The 22,606-nt window shown below is 45.4% G+C and carries 24 protein-coding genes, 1 tRNA gene and 1 pseudogene; 19 read left to right on the forward strand and 7 right to left on the reverse strand.

The genetic code is table 11. From position 1 onward, the window contains the following. Positions 1-2: 2 nt before the first annotated feature. Together TM_RS04350 and hrcA are read right to left on the reverse strand one after the other, a co-directional pair. Complete coding sequence (locus tag TM_RS04350) at positions 3-521, reverse strand: nucleotide exchange factor GrpE (protein ID WP_004080776.1); 519 nt, start codon at positions 519-521, stop codon at positions 3-5. Between the two features lie 4 nt (positions 522-525). Beyond that, on the reverse strand, positions 526-1,542 hold the full coding sequence (gene hrcA / locus TM_RS04355; RefSeq protein ID WP_004080775.1) for a heat-inducible transcriptional repressor HrcA: 1,017 nt from the start codon (positions 1,540-1,542) through the stop codon (positions 526-528). Between the two features lie 128 nt (positions 1,543-1,670). On the opposite strand from hrcA, the gene TM_RS04360 reads away from it, so the two are divergent. The 11 genes from TM_RS04360 to secF all read left to right on the forward strand — a co-directional run bounded on the left by TM_RS04360 (position 1,671) and on the right by secF (position 10,472). After that, positions 1,671-1,757, forward strand: a tRNA-Leu gene (locus tag TM_RS04360). Between the two features lie 53 nt (positions 1,758-1,810). After that, on the forward strand, positions 1,811-2,818 hold the full coding sequence (locus tag TM_RS04365) for an L-threonylcarbamoyladenylate synthase (protein WP_004080774.1): 1,008 nt from the start codon (positions 1,811-1,813) through the stop codon (positions 2,816-2,818). Between the two features lie 7 nt (positions 2,819-2,825). After that, positions 2,826-4,295 (forward strand): sensor histidine kinase, encoded by a 1,470-nt coding sequence (locus tag TM_RS04370; RefSeq protein ID WP_004080773.1) that lies wholly within the window; start codon positions 2,826-2,828, stop codon positions 4,293-4,295. Next, a complete protein-coding gene (locus TM_RS04375; protein WP_008193057.1) occupies positions 4,264-5,121 on the forward strand; it encodes an HDOD domain-containing protein in 858 nt (285 codons plus the stop codon). Before TM_RS04370 ends, TM_RS04375 begins: the two co-directional genes overlap by 32 nt. A gap of 12 nt (positions 5,122-5,133) precedes the next feature. Further along, on the forward strand, positions 5,134-5,529 hold the full coding sequence (gene rbfA / locus TM_RS04380; protein ID WP_004080768.1) for a 30S ribosome-binding factor RbfA: 396 nt from the start codon (positions 5,134-5,136) through the stop codon (positions 5,527-5,529). Then, positions 5,526-6,455 carry a tRNA pseudouridine(55) synthase TruB gene (gene truB / locus TM_RS04385; protein ID WP_004080766.1) on the forward strand — a complete coding sequence of 310 codons (930 nt, stop codon included), beginning with the start codon at positions 5,526-5,528 and terminating at the stop codon, positions 6,453-6,455. The genes rbfA and truB overlap by 4 nt, the downstream gene beginning before the upstream one ends. Positions 6,456-6,460: 5 nt before the next feature. Further along, on the forward strand, positions 6,461-7,342 hold the full coding sequence (gene ribF / locus TM_RS04390) for a riboflavin biosynthesis protein RibF (protein WP_004080749.1): 882 nt from the start codon (positions 6,461-6,463) through the stop codon (positions 7,340-7,342). Between the two features lie 7 nt (positions 7,343-7,349). Continuing rightward, a complete protein-coding gene (locus tag TM_RS04395) occupies positions 7,350-7,850 on the forward strand; it encodes an ECF transporter S component (RefSeq protein WP_008193067.1) in 501 nt (166 codons plus the stop codon). After that, a complete protein-coding gene (gene yajC / locus TM_RS04400) occupies positions 7,843-8,193 on the forward strand; it encodes a preprotein translocase subunit YajC (protein WP_004080747.1) in 351 nt (116 codons plus the stop codon). The genes TM_RS04395 and yajC overlap by 8 nt, the downstream gene beginning before the upstream one ends. Positions 8,194-8,196: 3 nt before the next feature. Beyond that, a complete protein-coding gene (gene secD, locus TM_RS04405; protein ID WP_004080746.1) occupies positions 8,197-9,594 on the forward strand; it encodes a protein translocase subunit SecD in 1,398 nt (465 codons plus the stop codon). Then, positions 9,591-10,472: a protein translocase subunit SecF gene (gene secF, locus TM_RS04410; RefSeq protein ID WP_004080745.1), complete on the forward strand. Its 882-nt coding sequence runs from the start codon at positions 9,591-9,593 to the stop codon at positions 10,470-10,472. Before secD ends, secF begins: the two co-directional genes overlap by 4 nt. A 23-nt stretch (positions 10,473-10,495) precedes the next feature. On the opposite strand, the gene TM_RS04415 is transcribed toward secF, so the two are convergent. Continuing rightward, on the reverse strand, positions 10,496-11,563 hold the full coding sequence (locus TM_RS04415; RefSeq protein ID WP_004080744.1) for a glucose-1-phosphate thymidylyltransferase: 1,068 nt from the start codon (positions 11,561-11,563) through the stop codon (positions 10,496-10,498). 82 nt (positions 11,564-11,645) lie between these two features. Between TM_RS04415 and rplI the strand changes: the two genes are divergently transcribed. The 7 genes from rplI to trxB are packed head-to-tail and all read left to right on the forward strand — an operon-like array spanning position 11,646 to position 16,434. Further along, entirely contained in the window at positions 11,646-12,095 is a 450-nt protein-coding gene (rplI, locus tag TM_RS04420) for a 50S ribosomal protein L9 (protein WP_004080743.1), read from the forward strand. After that, complete coding sequence (rnz, locus tag TM_RS04425) at positions 12,092-12,934, forward strand: ribonuclease Z (RefSeq protein WP_004080741.1); 843 nt, start codon at positions 12,092-12,094, stop codon at positions 12,932-12,934. Before rplI ends, rnz begins: the two co-directional genes overlap by 4 nt. Before the next feature lie 12 nt (positions 12,935-12,946). Then, a complete protein-coding gene (locus TM_RS04430; protein WP_004080739.1) occupies positions 12,947-13,369 on the forward strand; it encodes an NfeD family protein in 423 nt (140 codons plus the stop codon). 13 nt (positions 13,370-13,382) lie between these two features. Further along, positions 13,383-14,300 carry an SPFH domain-containing protein gene (locus TM_RS04435; RefSeq protein WP_004080738.1) on the forward strand — a complete coding sequence of 306 codons (918 nt, stop codon included), beginning with the start codon at positions 13,383-13,385 and terminating at the stop codon, positions 14,298-14,300. Beyond that, the gene (locus TM_RS04440; RefSeq protein WP_004080737.1) at positions 14,297-14,779 is read left to right on the forward strand and encodes a hypothetical protein; all 483 of its coding nucleotides are present in this window, start codon (positions 14,297-14,299) and stop codon (positions 14,777-14,779) included. The genes TM_RS04435 and TM_RS04440 overlap by 4 nt, the downstream gene beginning before the upstream one ends. A gap of 29 nt (positions 14,780-14,808) precedes the next feature. Next, on the forward strand, positions 14,809-15,474 hold the full coding sequence (gene pdo, locus TM_RS04445) for a protein disulfide oxidoreductase (protein ID WP_004080736.1): 666 nt from the start codon (positions 14,809-14,811) through the stop codon (positions 15,472-15,474). A 6-nt stretch (positions 15,475-15,480) separates the two neighbouring features. Further along, a complete protein-coding gene (trxB, locus tag TM_RS04450; protein ID WP_004080734.1) occupies positions 15,481-16,434 on the forward strand; it encodes a thioredoxin-disulfide reductase in 954 nt (317 codons plus the stop codon). On the opposite strand, the gene TM_RS04455 is transcribed toward trxB, so the two are convergent. The 3 genes from TM_RS04455 to rsmH form a co-directional block, all read right to left on the reverse strand. Continuing rightward, positions 16,425-18,176, reverse strand: a complete 1,752-nt coding sequence (locus TM_RS04455) for a penicillin-binding protein (protein WP_004080731.1) — start codon at positions 18,174-18,176, stop codon at positions 16,425-16,427. The two genes, trxB and TM_RS04455, sit on opposite strands and share 10 nt — an antisense overlap. A 9-nt stretch (positions 18,177-18,185) precedes the next feature. After that, on the reverse strand, positions 18,186-18,329 hold the full coding sequence (locus tag TM_RS04460; RefSeq protein ID WP_008193080.1) for a hypothetical protein: 144 nt from the start codon (positions 18,327-18,329) through the stop codon (positions 18,186-18,188). Positions 18,330-18,441: 112 nt separating this feature from the next. After that, on the reverse strand, positions 18,442-19,341 hold the full coding sequence (gene rsmH, locus TM_RS04465) for a 16S rRNA (cytosine(1402)-N(4))-methyltransferase RsmH (protein ID WP_004080729.1): 900 nt from the start codon (positions 19,339-19,341) through the stop codon (positions 18,442-18,444). Between the two features lie 254 nt (positions 19,342-19,595). Here rsmH and TM_RS04470 point away from each other — a divergent pair. Beyond that, positions 19,596-21,973, forward strand: a pseudogene (locus TM_RS04470) (ATP-dependent Clp protease ATP-binding subunit). Positions 21,974-21,979: 6 nt separating this feature from the next. Here TM_RS04470 and tsaB read toward each other — a convergent pair. After that, positions 21,980-22,600: a tRNA (adenosine(37)-N6)-threonylcarbamoyltransferase complex dimerization subunit type 1 TsaB gene (gene tsaB, locus TM_RS04475; protein WP_004080725.1), complete on the reverse strand. Its 621-nt coding sequence runs from the start codon at positions 22,598-22,600 to the stop codon at positions 21,980-21,982. Between the last annotated feature and the right edge of the window lie 6 nt (positions 22,601-22,606).

Below are 22,606 nucleotides of genomic sequence, written 5' to 3' on the forward strand. Positions count from 1 at the left end.
CATCACTCCTTCTTATCAGAAGGTTCTTCAACCTTCCTTTCTTCCTTCTTTCGTGGTTTCACTGCAACCTTCACTTTTGCGGGTTTCAAGACTTTCCCGTGGAATTTGTAACCACTCTCTACTACCTCAAGGATAGTGTATTCTTCCACGTCTTCTGTTTCTACTCTTTCAACTGCTTCGTGTTCAAAAGGATCGAATTTCTCTCCCACGTGGATCTTTGTAAGCCCCTCTTTTTCCAAGACGTTCAGGAGTTTTTTGTATATCATTTTCACACCTTCGTAGAAGGCGTCTCCCTTTTCTCCCTGATTCAATGCCCTTTCGAAATCATCGAGAACGGGAATGAGTTTCGATATGAGGTATTCATTCGCGTTCTTTATCAATTCTCTTTTTTCACGGGCGACTTCCTCACGATAGTTTTCGTATTCAGCTTTCAGCCTTTTTGCGTACTCTTCCAGTTCTTTGTATTTTTCTTTCAGTTCTTCACATTCCTGTGTGAGTTCCTTCTTCTCCTTTTCACTCATCTTTTCACCTCCTGGAAGTTGAAGTGAAATACTCTGAAAGACGGTTCAGAATGTATTCAAACACCCTGTGATTTCTATCGTACTTCGTAACCTTCGACGTGAAGAGGTACACACTCCCGATAGGAGATTCTCCTTTAAAGTATTTCCCTGAAAAAACGGCGAATTTTTCCAGCTTTTTTCTGCCGATTTCCCTTCCTATCCTGACGGTTATGCCTTCTCCAACTAAGCTCTCGAGAAATTTCTGATCCTTCACTTCTTCGAGAAGGTTTCTGATGTCCTCCAGAGTGAGCGTTTCGTCCTTTAGAAGGTTCTCAAGACCTGCATCCAGATATCTCTCGACAGTCTCACCTATCAGAGATTCAATCAACCTGAGGAATCCACTTCCTTTCAGGCTTTCTATTTTACCCATCAACACTTCTCCTACTGTTCTGCCTCTGAGGAGGAAGTTGAGCTGTCTTTCGATTTCTTCCCAGTTCAGTCGTTCCTGAGTTTTGATAGGAGTAACTTTGGAAACACCGAATTCCGTCAATATGGAAAAAATGAGGTAGTCTTCCGAAACAGGAATGAGCATCACTCTGAGTATTTTCAAATCTCTTGTGTTTGGTCTTTCTATGAGGACGTAACCTTCCGTCAATCGAGCTAGAAGATTTCCCGCAAGGAAGAGAACCTTTTCCGGATCAGCGAGAGGCATCGATTTGAAAGTCTCCACTGCGAGATCCGCTTCTGATGTTTCTTTTGAGATTTTCAGCATTTCTTCGTAGTAAAATCTCAACCCCTTGTCAGTTGGAATCCTCCCAGCCGATGTGTGGGGCTGGTATATGTATCCAAGGTACTCCAATTTTTTCATATCATTTCTTATAGTGGCACTGCTGAACTCTATATTGCTCACTTCCAGAACTCTCTGTGAGCTCACAGGTTTTTTATTTTCTATGTACTCTCTCACGATGCAGTAAAGCACTTTTCTCTGACGATCGTTCAGTTTCTTCAAGGCTTCGTTGTTCTTCCTGTTGAGCCTTCTCATGATTTAGCACTCCCTTCTTTTGAGTGCTAATAATAGTTTAGCACACATTTTAAAAGAATTCAAGAAGGAAGAGGGATTCTCGGAACTTGACTTTAGAAAGAGAAAGCTGGTACTATATATAATGGAGGGCCGAGGTGGCGGAATGGCAGACGCGGCTGACTCAAAATCAGCTGGGGGATAACCCCGTGCGGGTTCAAGTCCCGCCCTCGGCACCACAGGGGCTCCGAAGAGCCCCTTTATTTTGTATCACATCAGGAGGGAAAAACCTGTGACCAGAGTGTTAAAGGTGGATCCCCTCTTTCCCGACGAGAAAGTTCTGAAAGAAGCGGCTGAACTTCTCCGGAACGGAGAAGTGATCATTTTCCCCACCGAAACCGTTTACGGAATAGGAGCGGATGCGTACAACGAAGAGGCCTGCAAGAAAATCTTCAAGCTGAAAGAAAGACCCGCTGACAATCCTCTCATTGTTCATATACATTCCTTCAAACAGCTGGAAGAAATCGCGGAGGGTTACGAACCTCATCTGGATTTTTTGAAAAAGTTCTGGCCGGGGCCGTTGACGGTTATTTTTCGAAAAAAATCCGAAAAGATACCTCCCGTGGTGACTGCTGATCTTCCAACGGTGGCTGTGAGGATGCCAGCACATCCGGTGGCCCTGAAGTTGATAGAACTCTTCGGTCATCCTATAGCCGCTCCAAGTGCAAATATTTCGGGAAGACCCAGCGCTACGAACGTGAAACACGTCATAGAAGACTTCATGGGCAAAGTTAAGCTGATAATCGATGCAGGGGATACTCCCTTCGGCCTGGAGTCCACCATTGTGGACCTCACAAAAGAAAAGCCTGTTCTTCTGAGGCCAGGGCCAGTGGAAGTTGAACGACTGAAAGAGCTCTTTCCGGAACTCGTTGTGCCCGATTTTGTACGAAAAGGGAATTTTAAGGGCAGGCCACTTGCGCCGGGAATGAAATATCGACACTACGCTCCCTTAAAGCCTCTGATACTCGTAGAAGATTTGACGAAGATGGAGGAAGTATTGAAAAAGTACCCGGATCATGTGGTCATCTGTGTTGAAGAGAGAAAGGAACTGTACGACGACAGAATCGTTGTAGGATCTTTGAAAAACCCTTACAGTATCGCCCAAAACATCTTTTCTGCTCTGCGCGAGGCTGAAAAAATGGGGAAAGAGTATATAATTGTTGAGGGATTTGAAGAAAGGGGAATTCTATTTGCGGTGATGAATCGATTGAGAAAAGCGGCAACAGAAATTGTGAGGTGACTTCTCTTTGGAGGAAATAAAAGAGCAGAACAACCGTCTGTTTTTACTCCTTTCAATAATGATAATGGAGTTTTCCAATGCGAAAACGGAAAGCGATATTCTTCAGGGGCTTTTGAACCTGGTAAGAAAAGTTGTTGATATCAAAGAGGTGGTTCTCGTCGATGAAAACAAGAGAAAAATCTGGGGAAGAGACATCGATATAAAAAGATTCGAAGAGTTCATTGACTGGTCCATCAGACAATCCAACCCCGTCTTTGTGGAGGATGAACTCGGTTATGTTGGAATAGTCCCTGTTGTGAAACAGGACAGGATGTTTGGAAGCTTAATTGTGCTACTGAATCACCAGCCATCAATGGAAGAAACAGAGATTTTCAAAGTTCTTTCGTTTCTTTCAGCGGTCGTTCTGGAAAACATAAAGTTGTACAGGGAGCTAGAAGAAACATACAACTACGTGAACGTCATCCTTAACGGTCTTCCAGAGGGGATCTTCGTTTATTCGAATGGGGAAATAAAATTTCAGAATGAGAAGTTCAAAGAGGAGAATTTTCCAGATGAAGTTTTGAGGAAGGCCATTTCTCTGTCAGAAGAGGCAATATCTTTGCGAACACAAAGAGTGGGTGAAGTGATATCTGGGGAAGAATTCTTTTCAATCACCTCGATACCTCTCATCCTTGGTAGCGAAGTCCAGGCGCTGACGATCGTTGAAAATGTGACAGAATCAAAAGAACTCGAAAGACTGAAGCGAATAGACAGGATGAAGACGGAGTTCATAGCGAACATCTCGCACGAGCTCAGAACGCCTTTAACGGCCATAAAAGCTTATGCGGAAACAATTTACAACAGTCTGGGAGAACTGGATCTCAGCACCCTCAAGGAGTTCCTCGAGGTGATAATAGATCAAAGCAACCACCTCGAAAATCTCCTGAATGAGTTACTGGACTTTTCCAGGCTTGAAAGGAAATCCCTTCAAATAAACAGAGAAAAAGTTGATCTCTGTGATCTCGTAGAAAGTGCGGTGAACGCGATCAAAGAATTTGCTTCATCTCACAACGTGAATGTTCTCTTTGAGAGTAATGTTCCCTGTCCTGTGGAAGCTTACATCGATCCAACAAGAATCAGACAGGTACTTTTGAATCTTCTCAACAACGGGGTGAAGTACTCAAAGAAAGATGCTCCTGATAAGTACGTGAAGGTGATCTTGGATGAGAAAGATGGCGGTGTTCTCATAATTGTAGAGGACAACGGTATAGGAATACCGGATCACGCAAAGGATAGGATATTCGAACAGTTTTACAGGGTGGATTCTTCGTTGACCTACGAAGTGCCTGGAACGGGACTCGGCCTTGCCATAACAAAAGAGATCGTGGAGCTTCACGGCGGCAGGATATGGGTGGAAAGTGAGGTGGGTAAGGGATCCAGATTCTTTGTGTGGATCCCAAAAGACCGTGCCGGCGAAGATAATAGACAAGATAATTGAAGAAATAGACAAGTTACCTTCACCAAATGTTGTTGTTCAAAGGATAATCGCCGTTTGTTCAAAGCCGGATGCGTCTTCTACTGAAGTGGCGAACACTCTCATGATGGACGCAAGCTTGAGTGCCAGGGTGTTGAAACTGGCCAACTCAGCCTATTATGGCGTTCCAAGAAAGATAACCACGTTGAGCGAAGCGGTGATGATCCTTGGTTTCAAAACGGTGAGAAATCTCGCCCTCAGTGTTTTCACTTACGATATGGTTTTCAAAAACAGTTCCTCTGGAATCGATCGTGAAAAGCTCTGGGAGCATTTCATAGCGAGTGCTATCGCTTCAGAAACCGTTGCAGAAACAATGGGCTATCCCCTCAAGGAAGAGATCTTCATAGCAGGACTCCTCCACGATCTGGGCAAGGTAGTTTATGATCTACTGTTCTCCGATATACTTGAAACGGAAGCCAAAATTGCTCAAAAGACGAAGAAAAACCTCATAGACATAGAAGAGGAGCTTGGGATTCCACCGCACTCCGAAGTGGGCGCAAAATTGCTCAGAAAGTGGAATTTTCCAGATCTTCTTGTTTTGTCTGCGGAATTTCACCACAACGTCGAGGGTAACCCGAACGAACTCTTCGTCAACCAGGTTTCCATGGTCCACATAGGAGATGTGATAGCGAATCTCATGATGAAAGGGGCATCTCTTTCGTGGGGAGATCCGAAACTTTCTCCTTTTGCTTTGAATGTGCTGAAAGTGAAACCGAAAACTTTCTTGAGAATACTGGATAAATCTAAGGAGAAGTACAACAAGGCTCAGGAATTCTTGCAGATAGATTAGGAGGTGAAAAGAATGAACCCAGCCTATAGAAAAGCCATGCTCGAATCGGAGATTCAAAAACTTTTGATGGAAGCACTTCAACAGCTGAGAGATCCCCGCTTGAAGAAAGATTTCGTCACGTTTTCCAGAGTGGAACTCTCAAAGGACAAAAGGTACGCAGACGTCTATGTCAGTTTCCTCGGCACACCGGAAGAACGAAAGGAAACGGTTGAAATATTGAACAGAGCGAAGGGTTTTTTCAGGACCTTTATCGCCAAAAATCTGAGACTCTACGTTGCTCCCGAAATTCGCTTTTACGAGGACAAAGGCATAGAGGCGAGTGTAAAAGTTCACCAGCTGCTGGTTCAACTTGGATACGATCCTCTGAAGGACAAAGAAAAGAAAGAGGAGGATAAGGAAGAAGAATGAAGCACGGAATCCTTGTAGCTTACAAGCCTAAAGGACCCACATCGCACGATGTTGTGGACGAAGTTAGAAAAAAATTGAAGACGAGGAAAGTCGGACACGGAGGAACTCTCGATCCGTTCGCCTGTGGGGTTCTCATAATCGGTGTCAACCAGGGCACGAGAATTCTCGAGTTCTACAAGGATTTGAAAAAGGTGTACTGGGTGAAGATGAGGCTTGGTTTGATAACCGAGACTTTCGATATAACAGGCGAAGTTGTCGAAGAACGAGAGTGCAACGTCACCGAAGAAGAAATAAGAGAAGCAATCTTTTCCTTTGTGGGAGAATACGACCAAGTTCCACCAGCTTATTCTGCTAAAAAATACAAAGGCGAACGTCTCTACAAACTGGCGAGAGAGGGAAAGATCATAAATCTTCCACCAAAGCGAGTGAAGATCTTCAAGATATGGGACGTGAATATTGAGGGAAGAGACGTCTCTTTCAGAGTGGAAGTGTCTCCTGGTACCTACATAAGATCTCTCTGTATGGATATAGGTTACAAGCTCGGTTGCGGTGCCACCGCTGTTGAGCTTGTAAGGGAGAGCGTGGGACCTCATACAATCGAGGAAAGTTTGAACGTATTCGAAGCCGCTCCTGAAGAGATCGAAAACAGGATCATACCACTCGAAAAATGCCTTGAGTGGCTGCCGCGTGTTGTCGTTCATCAGGAATCAACGAAAATGATTCTCAACGGTTCTCAAATACACCTTGAGATGCTCAAAGAATGGGACGGTTTCAAAAAGGGTGAAGTTGTCAGAGTATTCAACGAAGAAGGACGGTTACTTGCTCTGGCTGAAGCGGAAAGAAATTCTTCGTTTCTGGAAACCTTGAGAAAGCACGAAAGAAACGAGCGAGTTTTGACCCTCAGAAAGGTCTTCAACACGAGGTGAAAGGAATGGTTGTCAGCATCGGAGTTTTCGATGGAGTTCACATCGGGCATCAGAAGGTCTTGAGGACCATGAAGGAAATAGCATTTTTCAGGAAGGACGATAGCCTTATCTACACCATATCTTATCCCCCCGAATATTTCTTACCGGATTTTCCCGGTCTTCTCATGACGGTAGAAAGCAGGGTGGAGATGCTTTCTCGTTACGCCAGAACCGTTGTTCTGGATTTTTTCAGAATAAAAGATCTCACCCCAGAAGGGTTCGTCGAGAGGTATCTATCTGGAGTATCGGCTGTTGTTGTTGGAAGGGATTTCAGATTTGGCAAGAACGCGAGCGGAAACGCGTCTTTTCTCAGAAAGAAAGGTGTGGAAGTCTATGAAATTGAAGATGTCGTTGTTCAGGGAAAAAGAGTGAGCAGTTCTCTGATCAGAAACCTCGTTCAGGAGGGAAGAGTGGAGGAAATTCCTGCATATCTCGGCAGATATTTCGAAATCGAAGGAATCGTCCACAAAGATAGGGAATTTGGAAGAAAACTGGGATTTCCAACTGCCAACATCGATAGAGGAAATGAAAAACTCGTAGATCTGAAAAGAGGAGTTTATCTGGTGAGAGTTCATCTGCCGGATGGAAAGAAAAAATTCGGTGTTATGAACGTGGGTTTCAGGCCCACCGTGGGTGATGCGAGAAACGTGAAGTACGAGGTGTACATCCTGGATTTCGAAGGGGATCTTTACGGGCAGAGACTGAAACTGGAAGTATTGAAATTCATGAGGGATGAGAAGAAATTTGATTCAATCGAGGAGCTGAAGGCTGCTATTGACCAGGATGTAAAGAGCGCCAGAAACATGATAGATGATATAATCAATTCGAAGTTCGAAAAAGAGGGGTGATATGCGGATGCGAAAGTTGACCTACACTGCGATGTGGCTCGCTGTTGGTGTAGCTCTTGCCTATCTTTTTCATCTGCTGAACCTCGGAAGAATGTTCCTGCCTCTTCATTTGGTGGCCATGCTCGCTGGAGCGACTTCTGGAGCCTTCGTGGGAGGAGTGACGGGTGCGGTACTTCCTATTCTTTCGTTTTTAACGATGGGGATGCCTCCATTTCCAATGTTTCTCTTCATGATACCTGAGGTGTTCACATACGGTTTCGTCATGGGGGTTATGAAGAAAAACATATTCGTTAGAATCCTCATCGCCGTGGTTCTTGGAAGACTCGTTTACTCGGTTTCCTACTACGTTCTTGGGGCCCTCATTGGTATCAAGCTTCAGCCGTTAACCTCCATTTTATTGAGTTTTACCACGGGTATTCCCGGTATCGTTCTTCAATTCATTTTGGTTCCACTGGTTTACAGACGGCTTCAATTGATATTTGAGAAGGGAGGAAAGGAGAATGCCTGAGATCATCTACGCAGCAGCTCCGGGTGCTTCGAACGGTACCACCACAACCGCAACAGGTGGTGGCTGGGGAAGTCTCCTCTTCATGCTGATATTCTTCATAGCCATTTTTTACTTCATGATCATCCTTCCCCAGAGGAGAAGAGAAAAACAGTTCCAGCAGATGATAAGTCAGATGAAACGAGGAGACACGGTCGTCACAATCGGAGGAATTGTCGGGAAAGTCATCGATATCAAAAAGGACACCGTCAAGATCAAAACAGCAAATTCCACGGAACTCGAGATAACAAAAAGGGCTATTTCCACGGTTATAAAGGAGAGGTCACAGGAAAATCAGGAGGGATGATGAATGAGGGGAGACAGAGTAAGACTCATAGTAGTTCTACTGGTACTGGCTGGTGCCCTGCTTGCCATTTTCTGGCCCAGTAAAGGAGGATGGATATCCAACATTCGTCTTGGTTTGGATATAAAAGGTGGTGCAAGGATCGAATACATGGTTGAAGTTCAGCAAGGAACAGAAAATCCTTCCGATGTTGTGGATGACGTGTGGACCGTGCTGAGAAACAGGCTCGATGCGGCTGGTTACACAGAAGCGGCCGTGAAGAAAGTACTCCGGGATAACAAATACTACATAGTAGTGGAGATACCCGGGGCGACCGACACGGTCCAGGCGGAAAAGTTGATCGGATCGACGGGTGTCCTTTACTTTGCTCAGGTTCTCGATGAGTACCTCGGTGAAGATCCCAGCAAAGTACCTGAACTTTCCCTTGAAGCCAGAAGAGAGAACGCGGTATGGCTCAAAGGAAGAGATGGAAAGTGGTACCTCGTGAAAAAAGAGATAATGGGAAGGAAAGACCTAGTTCTTGAAGCTCCAAGAATCGTGTATGCAAGACCGGAAGTGGAGACAAGAACTGGAAGATACGGCTACAAGGTTTCCTTTGAACTCGCAAAAGAGTACGTTGATATATTCAAAAAGATCACACAAGCGCTGTACGTTCCCGAAGGAACTTATGATCCAAAGAAGAGACTCGCTATAGTGCTCGACGATGTTGTTCAATTCGTTGGTCAAGTGGTTGCAATCATAACTGATGGGAAGGCAGAGATAACAGGTAATTTCTCACTGGAAGAAGCGAAACAGCTCGCTGCCATTCTAAGGAGTGGCGCGCTTCCCGCAAGGCTCGTAAAAACCTCTTCGGGATGGGTTGCACCGCTCCTCGGACGTGATGTGATCGATGCTTCCTTGAAAGCAGGAATAATCGGACTAATACTCGTTCTCGTTTACATGATCATTTATTACAGAACGATGGGAATAGTCGCCGATCTTGCACTCATTTACAACACCGTATTACTCCTTGGTGTGATGGCAGCCGGCAAATTCATTCTCACCCTCCCTGGAATAGCGGGTATCATCCTCACTATAGGAACGACCGTCGATGGAAACGTGATTATATACGAAAGGATAAAAGAAGAGATGAGGCTGGGTAAACCTGTTAAAACTTCCATAGCGGCTGGTTTCGACAGATCGCTTTCGACGATACTCGACGCGAACATCACGACGATACTCACAGGTCTCATTCTCTACTATTTTGGCACAGGAACCATCAAAGGCTTTGCCATCACTCTGATCATCGGTGTACTTGGAAGTATATTTGTGAATCTGGTATTCAGTCGTCTGCTTCTCGATGCACTTGCGCGCTTCATCAAGCCACTCAGAGCCGATGAGGCACAGGGAGGGACCGGGCAATGAGGAAAGAAATTGATTTCATGGGAAAGTCGAAGATCTTCATTACGATCTCGCTGATACTGATAGCGATATCCATCGTTTCCATATTCACGAAAGGATTCAACTTCGGAGTGGAGTTCACCGGTGGTTCCGAGATCATAGTGAGATTTGAAAACAAAGAGGTCACGGAAAACGACATAAGGGCCGCTATTTCTCAAATCTCTGAAGAATTTGCAAACGCGAGAATAGTAGAAGTTCGTTCCGCGGGAGATCCTTCAAACGTTCAGAAGTACTCCATTATCGTTCCGAAAACTTACGAACCGGATGAAAAGCAGAAAATTCAGGAAGAGATGGAAAAGCTCCTTTCGGGCAAGGTGGTGTCCTTCAATGAGATCAGTGGAACAGCAGCTGAGGAAATCAGAAGGGGAACGTGGACGGCGATTCTGGTGGCTCTTGTTGTGCTCCTCATCTACATAACCATCAGATTCAGATTCATCTTTGGAGTCGCCGCTGTTGTGGCTCTGATACACGATGTGCTCATCACCATGGGATTCTTCTCGCTGTTCGGCTACGAGATAAACGTCGCGGCGGTGGCAGCGTTTCTCACACTACTCGGTTACTCTCTCAACGACACGATCGTTCTTTCAGACAGGATCAGGGAGAACATGAGAAGATATCGCGGAAGGAACATGGTGAACATCGTGAACATGAGTATAAATCAGGTGCTCGCCAGAACGATAAACACCTCTCTCACCACGTTCTTCGTCGTTTTTGTTCTTCTTCTGTTTGCTGGAAACGCCGTCAAACCCTTCGCTTTCGGAATGACGGTGGGTACGATTGTGGGAACGTATTCCTCGCTTTACGTTGCCTCGCCTATCATCGTGAAATGGACAAAACAATAAGAGGGGCTCAAAGCCCCTCTTTTTTAAAGCTCCACCCGACTCATGTTCCCCAGGATGAGATTCAAGCTCGCCGGTCTCTTCTGCGATCCTTTCACAGAAACTCCCTTTCCCAATATGGAAGAGTCTATTCTTTTTTCCACACCTGTTATAGAGCATTCATCCATCACGATGCTGTTTTCCACTTCACAATCTTCGAGTATCACTCTGTTTCCTATTGAGGAATAGGGCCCTACGTAGGAGTTCTTTATGAAACAATTCTCTCCTATAACCGCGGGACCTCTGATCACAGAATTGACGATTTTCGACGCTTTTCCTATTCTCACGGGCCCCTGTATGGAGGACTTGTCATCCATTTCTCCGAGAAGTTCTTCGGTTGTCTCCATCAGGATCTTCCTGTTCGCCTCTAACAGATCTTCTGGCTTTCCAGTGTCTTTCCACCAACCGTAAACGATGTAACCCCGAACTTTTTCACCCTTCTCAATAAGGTATTCGATGGCGTCCGTTATCTCGAGTTCTCCCCTCCAGGAAGGTTTTATGTTCTTTATTCCTTCGAAGATCTTGTTTCTGAAGAGATAGAGTCCCACGATGGCGAGATTGCTGGGGGGAGTTTTGGGTTTTTCCACAACCTTTATCACTCTGTCACCTTCCATTACAGCTACACCGAAACGGGTTGGATCTTTGACCGGCGATAGTAGAATCGAAGCGGCATAGTCCGAATTTTCAAAATCTTTCACGAATTTTCCCAGATCTTCGAGAATGAGGTTGTCCCCCAGATACATCATGAAATCCTCGTCTCCGAGAAATTCCCGTGAAACCCAGACGGCGTGTGCAAGGCCCTTAGGTTCTTCCTGAATGATGTAAGAGATCCTGAGGCCGAAGTTTTCGCCTGTACCAACTATGCTTTTAAACTCTTCGGCGTTGTGAGGACTAACCACGATTCCCACTTCTTCGATACCGGCTCGCGCGATGTTTTCCAGGCTGTAGAAGAGAATAGGCTTGTTAGCGATAGGGATAAGGTGTTTGGCAGTTGTGAATGTGAGCGGTCTGAGTCTTGTCCCTTTTCCGGCACACAGAACTATCGCTTTCTTCACACTTCACACCTCCTCTTTTCAAGATTATATCAATCAAGCATGATAGAATAGATAAGGAAAAATTTTCAGGAGGTGATTTGTTTTGAAGGTGATACTTCTCAGGGACGTTCCAAAGATCGGGAAAAAGGGTGAAATCAAAGAAGTTTCGGATGGATACGCGAGGAACTACCTCATACCCCGTGGTTTTGCAAAAGAATACACGGAAGGGCTTGAAAGGGCGATAAAACACGAAAAAGAAATAGAAAAAAGAAAAAAGGAACGAGAAAGAGAAGAGAGTGAAAAGATTCTCAAGGAATTGAAAAAAAGAACTCACGTTGTGAAGGTCAAAGCAGGTGAAGGCGGAAAGATATTCGGAGCTGTCACAGCCGCAACAGTCGCAGAAGAGATCTCAAAAACCACCGGTTTGAAGCTCGATAAAAGGTGGTTTAAACTGGACAAACCCATAAAAGAACTGGGTGAGTACTCTCTGGAAGTCAGTCTGCCAGGGGGTGTAAAGGACACGATAAAGATCAGGGTGGAGAGAGAAGAATGAACATCATAGGGTTTTCAAAGGCGCTGTTTTCCACCTGGATCTATTATTCACCGGAGCGCATACTCTTTGATGCGGGGGAGGGTGTCTCCACGACTCTTGGAAGTAAGGTGTACGCCTTCAAATACGTCTTTCTCACTCATGGGCACGTGGATCACATAGCGGGATTGTGGGGAGTTGTGAACATAAGGAACAACGGTATGGGAGACAGAGAAAAACCTCTCGACGTTTTTTATCCAGAAGGAAACAGAGCCGTGGAGGAGTACACCGAATTCATAAAGAGAGCAAACCCCGATCTCAGATTCTCTTTCAACGTTCACCCTTTGAAGGAAGGTGAGAGAGTCTTTCTGAGGAATGCAGGGGGGTTCAAAAGGTACGTTCAGCCGTTCAGAACGAAACACGTTTCCTCTGAAGTGAGTTTTGGTTATCACATATTCGAGGTTAGAAGGAAACTGAAGAAAGAATTTCAGGGGTTGGACAGCAAAGAAATCTCACGCCTTGTAAAAGAAAAAGGCAGAGACTTCGTCACTGAAGAATACCACAAAAAGGTTCTCACTATCAGCGGCGATTCACTGGCGCTCGATCCCGAGGAGATTCGTGGAACGGAACTGCTCATCCACGAGTGTACGTTCCTGGACGCACGCGATCGAAGGTACAAGAATCACGCTGCCATAGACGAAGTGATGGAGTCTGTGAAAGCAGCGGGTGTCAAAAAGGTCATTCTCTACCACATTTCCACCCGTTACATAAGACAGCTCAAGTCGGTCATAAAAAAATACAGGGAGGAAATGCCTGATGTAGAGATCCTTTACATGGATCCAAGAAAGGTGTTTGAAATGTGAGGGGGCGAAATTATGGAAGCCTGGGTGTTCTGGCTTGTTCTCGGTGTGATCCTTATGGTTGCAGAAATTCTCACACCCACATTCTTCATATTCTGGTTTGGAGTGGGTGCCCTTGCCGCTTCTCTGGTGTCACTCTATCTTGGGGTGTACGTTCAAATCATAGTCTTTGCAGCTGTATCTATAGTACTCGTCTTCCTCACGAGAAGGTTGGTTCAGAACTGGGAATCTCCGAGAAAGATCCATGTTGAAGAGATCGCTGGAAAGGTAGCTCTCGTTATTGAGACAATAGATAACAGAAAGGGAACTGGCCTTGTGAAGATCGATGGAGATGTGTGGAGAGCGTACGCAGAAGACGACGATGAGGTCATAGAGAAAGGAGAACACGTGAAGATAATGAAGGTAGAAGGTGCTCATGTGGTTGTAAAAAGAGTATGAGGGAGGTGTTTCTATGTTGATAGCTCTTGTTGTTCTGGTCTTTTTCCTGATCGTACTGGCTGCGAGTTCTATAAGGATCGTGCGCCCGTACGAACGAGGTCTCGTGGAAAGGCTCGGAAAATTCAAGAGGGAAGTAGGAGCAGGAGTACATTTCATAATTCCTTTCTTCGAACGAATGATAAAGGTGGATATGAGAGAAAAAGTCATCGATGTTCCTCCACAGGAGGTTATAACAAGAGATAACGTGGTTGTGACGGTGGATGCCGTGATCTACTACGAGATCACCGACGCATACAGGGTGGTTTACAACGTGAGCAACTTCGAGATGGCCACCATAAAGCTCGCTCAGACGAATCTGAGAAACGTCATAGGTGAACTGGAGCTCGATCAAACGCTCACATCCAGGGAAAGAATAAACATGAAGCTTCGAACTGTTCTCGACGAAGCAACGGACAAATGGGGTGTGAGAATCACACGGGTTGAGATCAAAAAGATAGACCCACCTCAGGACATCACCGATGCTATGAGTAAGCAGATGAAGGCGGAGAGGACAAAAAGAGCTGCCATACTGGAGGCGGAGGGTTACAAGCAGGCGGAGATATTGAAAGCAGAGGGTCAGAAAAACGCGGCCATTTTGAGAGCAGAAGGTGAAGCGGAAGCCATAAAGAGAGTCGCGGAAGCGAACATGCAAAAGCTCATTCTCGAAGCACGTGGACAGGCTGAAGCGATAAAACTCGTTTTCAACGCGATACATGAAGGAAATCCGACTAAAGATCTTCTCACTGTCAGGTACCTTGAGACACTGAAGGAAATGGCCAACGGTCAGGCAACAAAGATATTCCTCCCGTTTGAGGCTAGTTCCATACTCGCAAGCCTGGGAGCCATATCTGAAATTTTCAAAAAGGAAGAAAACAAGAGGGATGAGAAATGATCTGGTTCCTTGAAGGGCTGTCCTTTTCTGTTGTTGGATTCTTTGTATCTGTCTTCTTTTCCTATCTCTATCTGAAAAGAAGAGAAAGAATTGATCTGAGTGCCCTCAAAATATTCAACGAGTTCACCACACTGGGTCTCATTTACCTGTTTTCTTGGATGTTGAATTCTCTCTTTTTTTATCTGATAGTGGTTGTTCTGGCGGTGCTCTTCTTTCTTGGAAAATCTGTTCGCTTTCTGATGAGTATAAATGAGCAGTACCGCATCATGTTTCTTTCCTTTGGATACAACGACAAAGAATTCAGCCTCTATCAGATCAGAAAAAAACTCTTCAAATCCTTTGTAAGACCTGCTCTGAAGTTTTTTGGTCTGTACATCGTCTTTTCGAGTGCAGATTTAAAGAATCCTTTCGTGATTTCAATCTTGCTTGTTCTTGGTGTAACAATAGGTTTACTGAACGGAGTAGACAAGTTCGACTAATTTGGTAGAATTATATCGGAGGTGAAAAAATGGGTATTTTGTCGGACAAGGACATCGCTTATCTCAAGGATCTTTTTGGAAAAGAGCTCAAAAGAAAGGTGAAGATCGTCTTCTTCAAAACAGAAGACAAAACACGCTGTCAGTACTGCGAAATCACGGAACAGGTTCTGGAGGAACTCGTTTCTGTTGATCCAAAGCTCGAGCTTGAAATCCACGATTTCGACAGCGACAAAGAAGCGGTGGAAAAGTACCAGGTGGAAATGGTTCCCGCCACAATCCTTTTGCCTGAGGATGGTAAGGATTACGGTATCAGGTTCTACGGAGTCCCTTCAGGACACGAATTTGGAACACTCATTCAGGATATCATCACCGTCTCTGAAGGAAAACCGCAGCTTTCTGAGGAGAGCATTCAGAAGCTCCAGAGTCTCGAGGAGCCGATAAGGATCAGTGTGTTTGTAACACCGACGTGTCCTTACTGTCCCAGGGCGGTTCTCATGGCTCACAACATGGCCATGGCCAGCGACAAGATAATCGGAGAGATGATAGAAGCGAACGAATACTGGGAACTGAGTGAAAAGTTCGGGGTTTCTTCTGTCCCCCACATCGTTGTGAACAGAGATCCATCGAAGTTCTTTGTAGGAGCTTATCCTGAGAAAGAGTTCATAAACGAGGTGTTGAGACTCGCAAAGGGGTGATGAAGAGTGGTTTTCTTTGATACTGGATCCTTAAAAAAGAAGGAGATAAAGGACAAATACGACATAGTTGTCGTGGGTGGAGGACCCGCGGGTCTCACGTCCGCTATCTACGCCAGGAGAGCCGGACTTTCTGTTCTGGTCGTTGAAAAGGCGATTGAAGGAGGTTACGTGAACCTCACTCATCTGGTTGAGAATTACCCGGGTTTCCCGGCCATCTCCGGAGAAGAGCTCGCCTCGAAATTCAAAGAACACGCTGAGAAGTTCGGTGCAGACATATACAACGCCGAAGTCGTTAAGCTGGAAGTCCAGGGAGACAAAAAAGTGGTTGAACTCGACGATGGTAAAAGAATAGAGGCTCCTGTAGTGATCGTTGCAACCGGTGCGAATCCGAAAAAACTGAATGTGCCAGGTGAGAAGGAGTTCTTTGGGAAAGGCGTGTCGTACTGCGCGACCTGTGATGGATATCTTTTCGCAGGAAAAGATGTAATTGTAGTGGGCGGAGGAGACAGCGCGTGCGACGAATCGATTTTTCTCTCCAACATAGTGAACAAGATCACCATGATCCAGCTTCTTGAAACGCTCACGGCTGCGAAGGTTCTTCAAGAAAGGGTTCTGAACAATCCAAAGATAGAGGTCATCTATAACTCCACCGTAAGGGAGATCAGAGGAAAAGACAAAGTCGAAGAGGTCGTTATAGAGAACGTGAAAACGGGAGAAACGAAGGTACTGAAAGCAGATGGAGTGTTCATCTTCATAGGACTCGATCCAAACTCGAAACTGCTTGAAGGTCTGGTAGAACTGGATCCCTACGGTTACGTTATAACGGATGAGAACATGGAAACTTCCGTGAAGGGAATATACGCGGTCGGTGATGTGAGGAAGAAAAATTTGAGACAGATAGTCACAGCTGTTGCAGACGGTGCTATAGCCGTTGAGCATGCCGCAAAACATTACTTCTGATCGCTCAAAAACAGAATCACAGGTCCTTCAAGAGGATGATTGGGTGGGGGTGTTTGTTCAGACACCTTCCACCCTTTTCCTTTTATTTCCACGTCTTTCACTCCGAGAGATTCCAGAACGAGTAAAGCGTCTCTAACTGGAAGACCTCTCAGATCCGGCATGAGACCTTTTACAATCCTTATTCTTCCGTCTTCTTTCTCCGTGAGAATCTCTACGATCTCTCTGAACACCGGAGCGGCAACCTCTCCTCCGTAGAAAGCCCCTGAGGGACTGTCCAGATGAACCAGTATCGTGTACTTTGGATCTTCAGCGGGGAAAAAACCCACAAAAAGTGAGTGATAGAGATTCCTATATTCTCCACCGACAGCCTTCTGCGCGGTTCCTGTTTTACCAGCAATCGCTATTCCCTTCACCTGAGCGAGTTTTCCTGTTCCTTCTTCCACGACCCGGACCATCGCCTGTCTTATCACGTCTGTTGTTTCTTTTGAAAAGACCCTTCTTTTTTTCACTGGGGAATCTTTCAAAATGGTAGGTTTCACCCAGTAGCCATCGTTCGCAAAGATATTGAGAGACGCAATCAGCTGTACAGGAGTGACACCGATACCCTGGCCAATCGAGATCTCAGCCGGATCTATGAGAGACCATTTTTTCGGTTCTCTCAGAACACCAGCGATTTCCCCTTCCATTTCGATACCGGTTTTTTCCCCAAAACCTACCTTTCGGAGCCACTCATAGAATCCTTCAACACCGGTTTTTTCTGTAATGAGCTCTCCTACCTTAACACTCATCACGTTGCACGATTTTACGATTCCCGCGGAGAAATCCACCAGACCGTGCTTTTCTATATCTCTTATGATCACAGGGAGTTGCTCTACTGGTTTTATTGAGCCTTCACATTCAACGGTGAAATCTGGGGAAGCAGAATGTGTCTCGAGAGCGATCGCGTACACCAGAGGTTTTATCGTCGAGCCTGGCTCTATGTATCCACCGATCAAATCGTTCCAGTTTCTGGTGGTCACCATTGAGAGTATCCTGCCGGTTTTCGATTCCATCACAATCACATGACCAGCTTCTGCGGAGTTTCCTTCCACGGCTTTCGAAATGATATCGTAGACGCGCCTTTGAAGGTCAAGATCCAGAGATAGCCAGACGTCTTTTCCGTTTTCGGGGGGGGAGTAATTCACAAGGGTGGGAGAGAGGCGGGCTCCTCTGTATCGAAGTTCTAAAAAACCCTTTCTTTTTCCTTGTAACTGATCGTCAAAAAAACCCTCTATTCCTCCCTTACCCGTTCCATCTATCACCGTTCCAAGCAGAATTCCTGTGGCGTAATCTTGAATTTTTTTTCTGGTGTATACCAGTTCTATGTTGACAAAAGGCAGCAACTCTGATTCTATCTTCTTTAACACGTCAACTTTGTCTTCTCCCTCTGTGAGTTTGAAAAACTTATACTCCATTACTTCCTCTGCTGACTTTGTGATACCGCAGTTTTGTAAGGTTTTCTCGAGTGCTTTTATATCCCCATTTTGCCTTTTAAAAAAGTCAACATCGAGATAAGCGACGTATTCTGGCGAATCATAAACTATTTTCCTCCCCCGAACATCCAGAACACTTCCTCTCCGAGGAGGAATGGAAACAAACCAGTTTTCTCTTTCCCCTGCCAGAGGAAAGAAGAACAGATTCATGAAGGAGACTGTCAAAAATATCGCGAAGATTGCAAGCAACAGCCACAACCTTTTTTCCATCTATCACTTTCACTCCGAGGGATTCAGGAGATCGAAATAGGACGAGATGTGGTAGAACTCTTCTTTGAGTGCCTGATGAGTTCTTTCCAGTTCTTTGATCTCGATTTCGAGCTTCTTGTTGTTTTGTGTGAGGTGGAAGGCCAGAACTCCCACTCTTAAGGCGGTTACCCCCACGAACAATAACACAGCAACGAGCACAATGGTGAAAATAAGTTGGTGCGAAAGAACAAGTACTCTCGTTCTCTGGTTTACCTTCGCTGGCAGATCAATCTCCTCCTTCCTCTATCCGCTCCGCTGCGCGCAAACGTCCGCTCCTGGCTCTTGGATTTTCTCTTATTTCCTCTTCTGAAGGACGAACAGGTTTTTCCGTCAATATTCGTAACTTTTTAGAATTTCTGAACGTCTCTTTGACGATCCTATCCTCCAGAGAATGAAAGGAAATGACCACTATTCTGCCACCAGGGTTTAGAAGATCCTCCGCTTTTTTCAGAAATTCTTTCAGATTTTCAAGTTCTCTGTTGACATAGATTCTTATAGCCTGGAACGTCTTCGTTGCAAAGTGTCTCTTGCGGCGTCTGATCTCGTAAGATGGAAGCGCTTCTCTCACAGCTTTAACAAGGTCAAGGGTGGTGTTGAGGGGACGATTTTCAACGATCTTTCGGGCGATTCTCCTTGCGAATCTCTTTTCTTCACCGTACTCAAAGATTATCCTCGCTAACTCCTCTTCCGGTAACTCATTCAATACCTTTTGAGCCGTTACTTCGCTTTCCAGATCCATACGCATATCCAGTGGTTCTTCTCTCTCGAACGTGAATCCCCGATTCTCTCCTTTGAGTTGATAAGTAGAAACCCCAAGATCCATTAATATCCCATCTACTTTTTCTATTCCTAAAGTTTTAAGAAGAAAATCCGCTTCTCTGTAGGAGACTTTGAACAAACTCACACGATCTGAGAATTCTTTCAATTTCTCTTCTGCGATCCGCAAAACTTCTGAATCAACGTCTATTCCTATGATTCTGCATCCCGGACAGTGTTCCAAAATCGCTCTAGAGTGTCCTCCTTCACCTACCGTGCAATCGAGGATGATTTTCTCATCCTCCGGTTTCAGAAACTCAATAACTTCTCTAACCATTACAGGAATATGTCGCTGCGAATATTTCCGCATTCTATCACGCCTTCTGATCCTCGTGTGGAAACATTATAACGTATTCTTCCGTAAAAATCAAAAAAACGGTAAACAAACGACAGGCCTCTTAAAATGCCGAATTGAAGGGATTTTTGGTTGATTCATTTTTTATATACAAGTGTGTACTAATTGAGTGGGAAAAGGAGACATTCTGTTGTTTCAAGAAACATTTACATTTTGTTTTATCAAACGTAAGATTTAAGTGCTAATATAATGAACCGGAGGTGAGAATTATGAGAAACCTGAACGAAAAGATGAAGGATATTTTCGAGAGGAGCGTGGAGGATATCAAAGAAAGAAATCAGAACCTGCTTAGACCAGAGCACATTCTCCTTCAGATCCTTTACGATGAAAACGAGGCCACGAAGGTGCTGAAAGATCTCAATGTAAACGTGGAGGAAGTGATTACTGAGCTGGAGGACTACATCGATTCCCAGTACGGGATATACTACGGATTCTCCGATCAGGTCTATGTATCGAAAGAACTTTCTTACATCCTGGAGCTAGCGAGAAAGGAAGCCAGGCTTTTCAAGCAGAAGGATATAGGTCCTCTTCACTTCCTTCTGGGACTGCTGAGAGATGGTTCCACACACGCTGCACGTGTCCTGAAGAAGTACGGTGTTGATTACGAAAAAGTGCTTCAGACGGTTAAGGAGCACGAAGAAGAATACGCAGCTGAGCAGTCACCACTCACGGCTTTTGCAACCGATCTCACAAAATTGGCAAAAGAAGGAAAAGTGGGTCCCATCATAGGAAGAGACAGGGAAATCGAGCGCGTGATAGAGATTCTCATGAGAAAAACCAAGAACAACCCAATTCTCATCGGTGATCCGGGTGTTGGAAAAACCGCCATTGTGGAAGGTCTCGCACAGAGAATCGTTGAAGGAAAAGTTCCTGATCCTCTAAAGGATGTGCGCATACTGATGGTAGATCTCGGAAGGATGATAGCGGGGACCAAATACAGGGGAGAATTCGAAGAAAGGTTGAAATCATTCCTCGATGAAGTGATGAAACAGAAAGAAAAAACGATTCTCTTCATCGACGAGATACACACTCTGGTTGGTGCTGGCGCAGCCGAAGGAGCGATGGACGCTGCCAACATGTTGAAACCGGCCCTTGCTCGCGGTGAAATACGCGTCATAGGTGCAACACACTGGATGAGTACAGAAAACACATAGAAAAAGACAAAGCGCTCGCGAGAAGATTCCAGCCGGTGATGGTGAGAGAACCGAGTGTGGAAGAGACCATAGAGATTTTGAAGGGGTTGAAGAAAGTCTACGAGGAGCACCACAAAGTGAAGATAGAGGACGAAGCGATAGAGGCAGCTGCCAAGCTCTCAGCGAGATACATAACGGACAGATTCTTGCCAGACAAGGCGATTGACCTGCTGGATGAGGCGGCAGCGAGAGTGAGACTCAGCGCTACAAAACAGGAAAAGGATGAAACGAAGCTTCGCGAGCTCGAGGAAAAAATAAAAGAGCTTGAAACGAAAATCGATGAGCTCACTATAAGATCTCAGTACAAAGAAGCGGCTGATCTCAAGAAAGAACTCTTCAAGCTCAAAAATGAGTATGAAGCTTTGAAGAGTGGGAAACCGGTTGTCACAGCGGAAAAAATAGCAGAAGTGGTTGAATCCTGGTCTGGTGTTCCAGTTTCCAGAATCGTTGAATCTGAAAAGGAAAAGCTTCTGAAGCTCGAAGAGATAATCCACCAGAGGCTCGTGGACCAGGAGGAAGCGGTCAAGGTAGTGGCCGATGCCATCAGGAAGGCAAGGGCTGGAATAAAAGATCCTAACAGGCCAGTTGGTACCTTCCTCTTTCTTGGACCAACGGGTGTTGGTAAGACTGAGCTCGCAAAGACACTCGCTGAAGTGCTCTTTGGAAGCGAAAACGCACTGATACGAATCGACATGACCGAATACATGGAAAAGCACGCTGTCTCCAAGCTGATAGGAGCACCTCCGGGATACGTTGGTTACGAGGAAGGTGGTCAACTGACCGAAGCCGTAAGAAGAAGACCGTACAGTGTTATATTGCTCGATGAGATTGAAAAAGCGCATCCGGATGTGTTCAACATACTGCTTCAGATAATGGACGATGGAAGACTCACAGACAGCAAAGGAAACGTTGTTGATTTCAAGAACACGATCATCATCATGACGAGTAACATAGCAAGCGATCTGATACTGAACTACGTTAAAGAAGGAAAGAGCTTTGATGAGATTGAAGAAAGAGTCAGAGAAGAGCTGAAACACTACTTCAGACCCGAGTTCATAAACAGGATAGACCATGTCGTTGTCTTCAAACCGCTCACAAAAGAACACATGAAACAGATCGTGGAAATAATGATCAGAAGACTTGAAGCGCGGTTGAAGGACAAGAATATAAAACTCACGATCACTGAAGCGGCGAAAGAATACCTCGCAGAAAAAGGATACGATCCAACGTTCGGTGCAAGACCGCTGAGGCGGCTGATAGAAAGGGAAATCGAAACACCACTCGCAAGAATGATCATAGCAGGTGAGGTGCAGGAAGGTCAGACGGTGAGAGTGGATTACAACGGTGAAAAACTGATCCTCGAAGTTGCCAGAGAACTCGAGAAGGTTCAGTAAGGGGCGTTAGCCCCTTTTCTTTTTTTCCCAGTTCAATTCCGCTATGGATTTCTGAAGATACAAAGGTTCGATTTCGTAGTAGTGTATGGTCTTTTTCTCTCTGAAAAGCCTCTCGCTCTCTTCAACCAACACAGCGGGTGAGATGAGAAGGTCGTCCTTCAGGACTATTTTTGGAGAAAACTCTTTTGTGATCTCTTCCAGTTCTTCGTCAGAGACCACACTCGGCTCTTTCAGCGGATTGAGTCCTTTGTCCTTCAGATAAACCGCACAATAGTGGTAACCTTTCCTCGCTCTTCTAGCCACGAGTACAACACCGTCAGCTGGACAGCTCTTTGCAGTCATTTCGAAGGAGTTCAGAGGAGCCACGGGTATATCGTATGGAGACACAAGCCCCACCACGGTGGCGATTCCCACCCTGAGACCTGTCAATCCTCCAGGGCCAATTCCCACTCCCACAACATCGAGATCTTTCACTTTGAGATCCAGTTCGTCCAGCAGCTTCTTTACAACAACAGGAAGAATCTCTGCGTGTTTTTTCTCACCTGTGTAGGAAATTTCAAAAAGATCTTCTCCTTTTCTCAACCCAATTCTTATTCTCTGGGAAGTGTCGAGTGCCAGAACGTTCATCCTCTC

This window comes from Thermotoga maritima MSB8 (assembly GCF_000008545.1).
Taxonomy (GTDB): Bacteria; Thermotogota; Thermotogae; order Thermotogales; family Thermotogaceae; genus Thermotoga; species Thermotoga maritima.

Excerpts from the sequence above, each read along its gene's own strand:
- TM_RS04350 (WP_004080776.1), bottom strand. The coding sequence starts at position 521 with ATGAGTGAAAAGGAGAAGAAGGAACTCACACAGGAATGTGAAGAACTG.
- TM_RS04435 (WP_004080738.1), top strand. The coding sequence starts at position 13,383 with ATGTTGATAGCTCTTGTTGTTCTGGTCTTTTTCCTGATCGTACTGGCT.
- rbfA (WP_004080768.1), top strand. The coding sequence starts at position 5,134 with ATGAACCCAGCCTATAGAAAAGCCATGCTCGAATCGGAGATTCAAAAA.
- tsaB (WP_004080725.1), bottom strand. The coding sequence starts at position 22,600 with ATGAACGTTCTGGCACTCGACACTTCCCAGAGAATAAGAATTGGGTTG.
- rnz (WP_004080741.1), top strand. The coding sequence starts at position 12,092 with ATGAACATCATAGGGTTTTCAAAGGCGCTGTTTTCCACCTGGATCTAT.
- rsmH (WP_004080729.1), bottom strand. The coding sequence starts at position 19,341 with ATGCGGAAATATTCGCAGCGACATATTCCTGTAATGGTTAGAGAAGTT.
- yajC (WP_004080747.1), top strand. The coding sequence starts at position 7,843 with ATGCCTGAGATCATCTACGCAGCAGCTCCGGGTGCTTCGAACGGTACC.
- truB (WP_004080766.1), top strand. The coding sequence starts at position 5,526 with ATGAAGCACGGAATCCTTGTAGCTTACAAGCCTAAAGGACCCACATCG.
- secF (WP_004080745.1), top strand. The coding sequence starts at position 9,591 with ATGAGGAAAGAAATTGATTTCATGGGAAAGTCGAAGATCTTCATTACG.
- ribF (WP_004080749.1), top strand. The coding sequence starts at position 6,461 with ATGGTTGTCAGCATCGGAGTTTTCGATGGAGTTCACATCGGGCATCAG.
- hrcA (WP_004080775.1), bottom strand. The coding sequence starts at position 1,542 with ATGAGAAGGCTCAACAGGAAGAACAACGAAGCCTTGAAGAAACTGAAC.
- TM_RS04430 (WP_004080739.1), top strand. The coding sequence starts at position 12,947 with ATGGAAGCCTGGGTGTTCTGGCTTGTTCTCGGTGTGATCCTTATGGTT.
- TM_RS04440 (WP_004080737.1), top strand. The coding sequence starts at position 14,297 with ATGATCTGGTTCCTTGAAGGGCTGTCCTTTTCTGTTGTTGGATTCTTT.
- TM_RS04455 (WP_004080731.1), bottom strand. The coding sequence starts at position 18,176 with ATGGAAAAAAGGTTGTGGCTGTTGCTTGCAATCTTCGCGATATTTTTG.
- TM_RS04395 (WP_008193067.1), top strand. The coding sequence starts at position 7,350 with ATGCGAAAGTTGACCTACACTGCGATGTGGCTCGCTGTTGGTGTAGCT.
- secD (WP_004080746.1), top strand. The coding sequence starts at position 8,197 with ATGAGGGGAGACAGAGTAAGACTCATAGTAGTTCTACTGGTACTGGCT.
- pdo (WP_004080736.1), top strand. The coding sequence starts at position 14,809 with ATGGGTATTTTGTCGGACAAGGACATCGCTTATCTCAAGGATCTTTTT.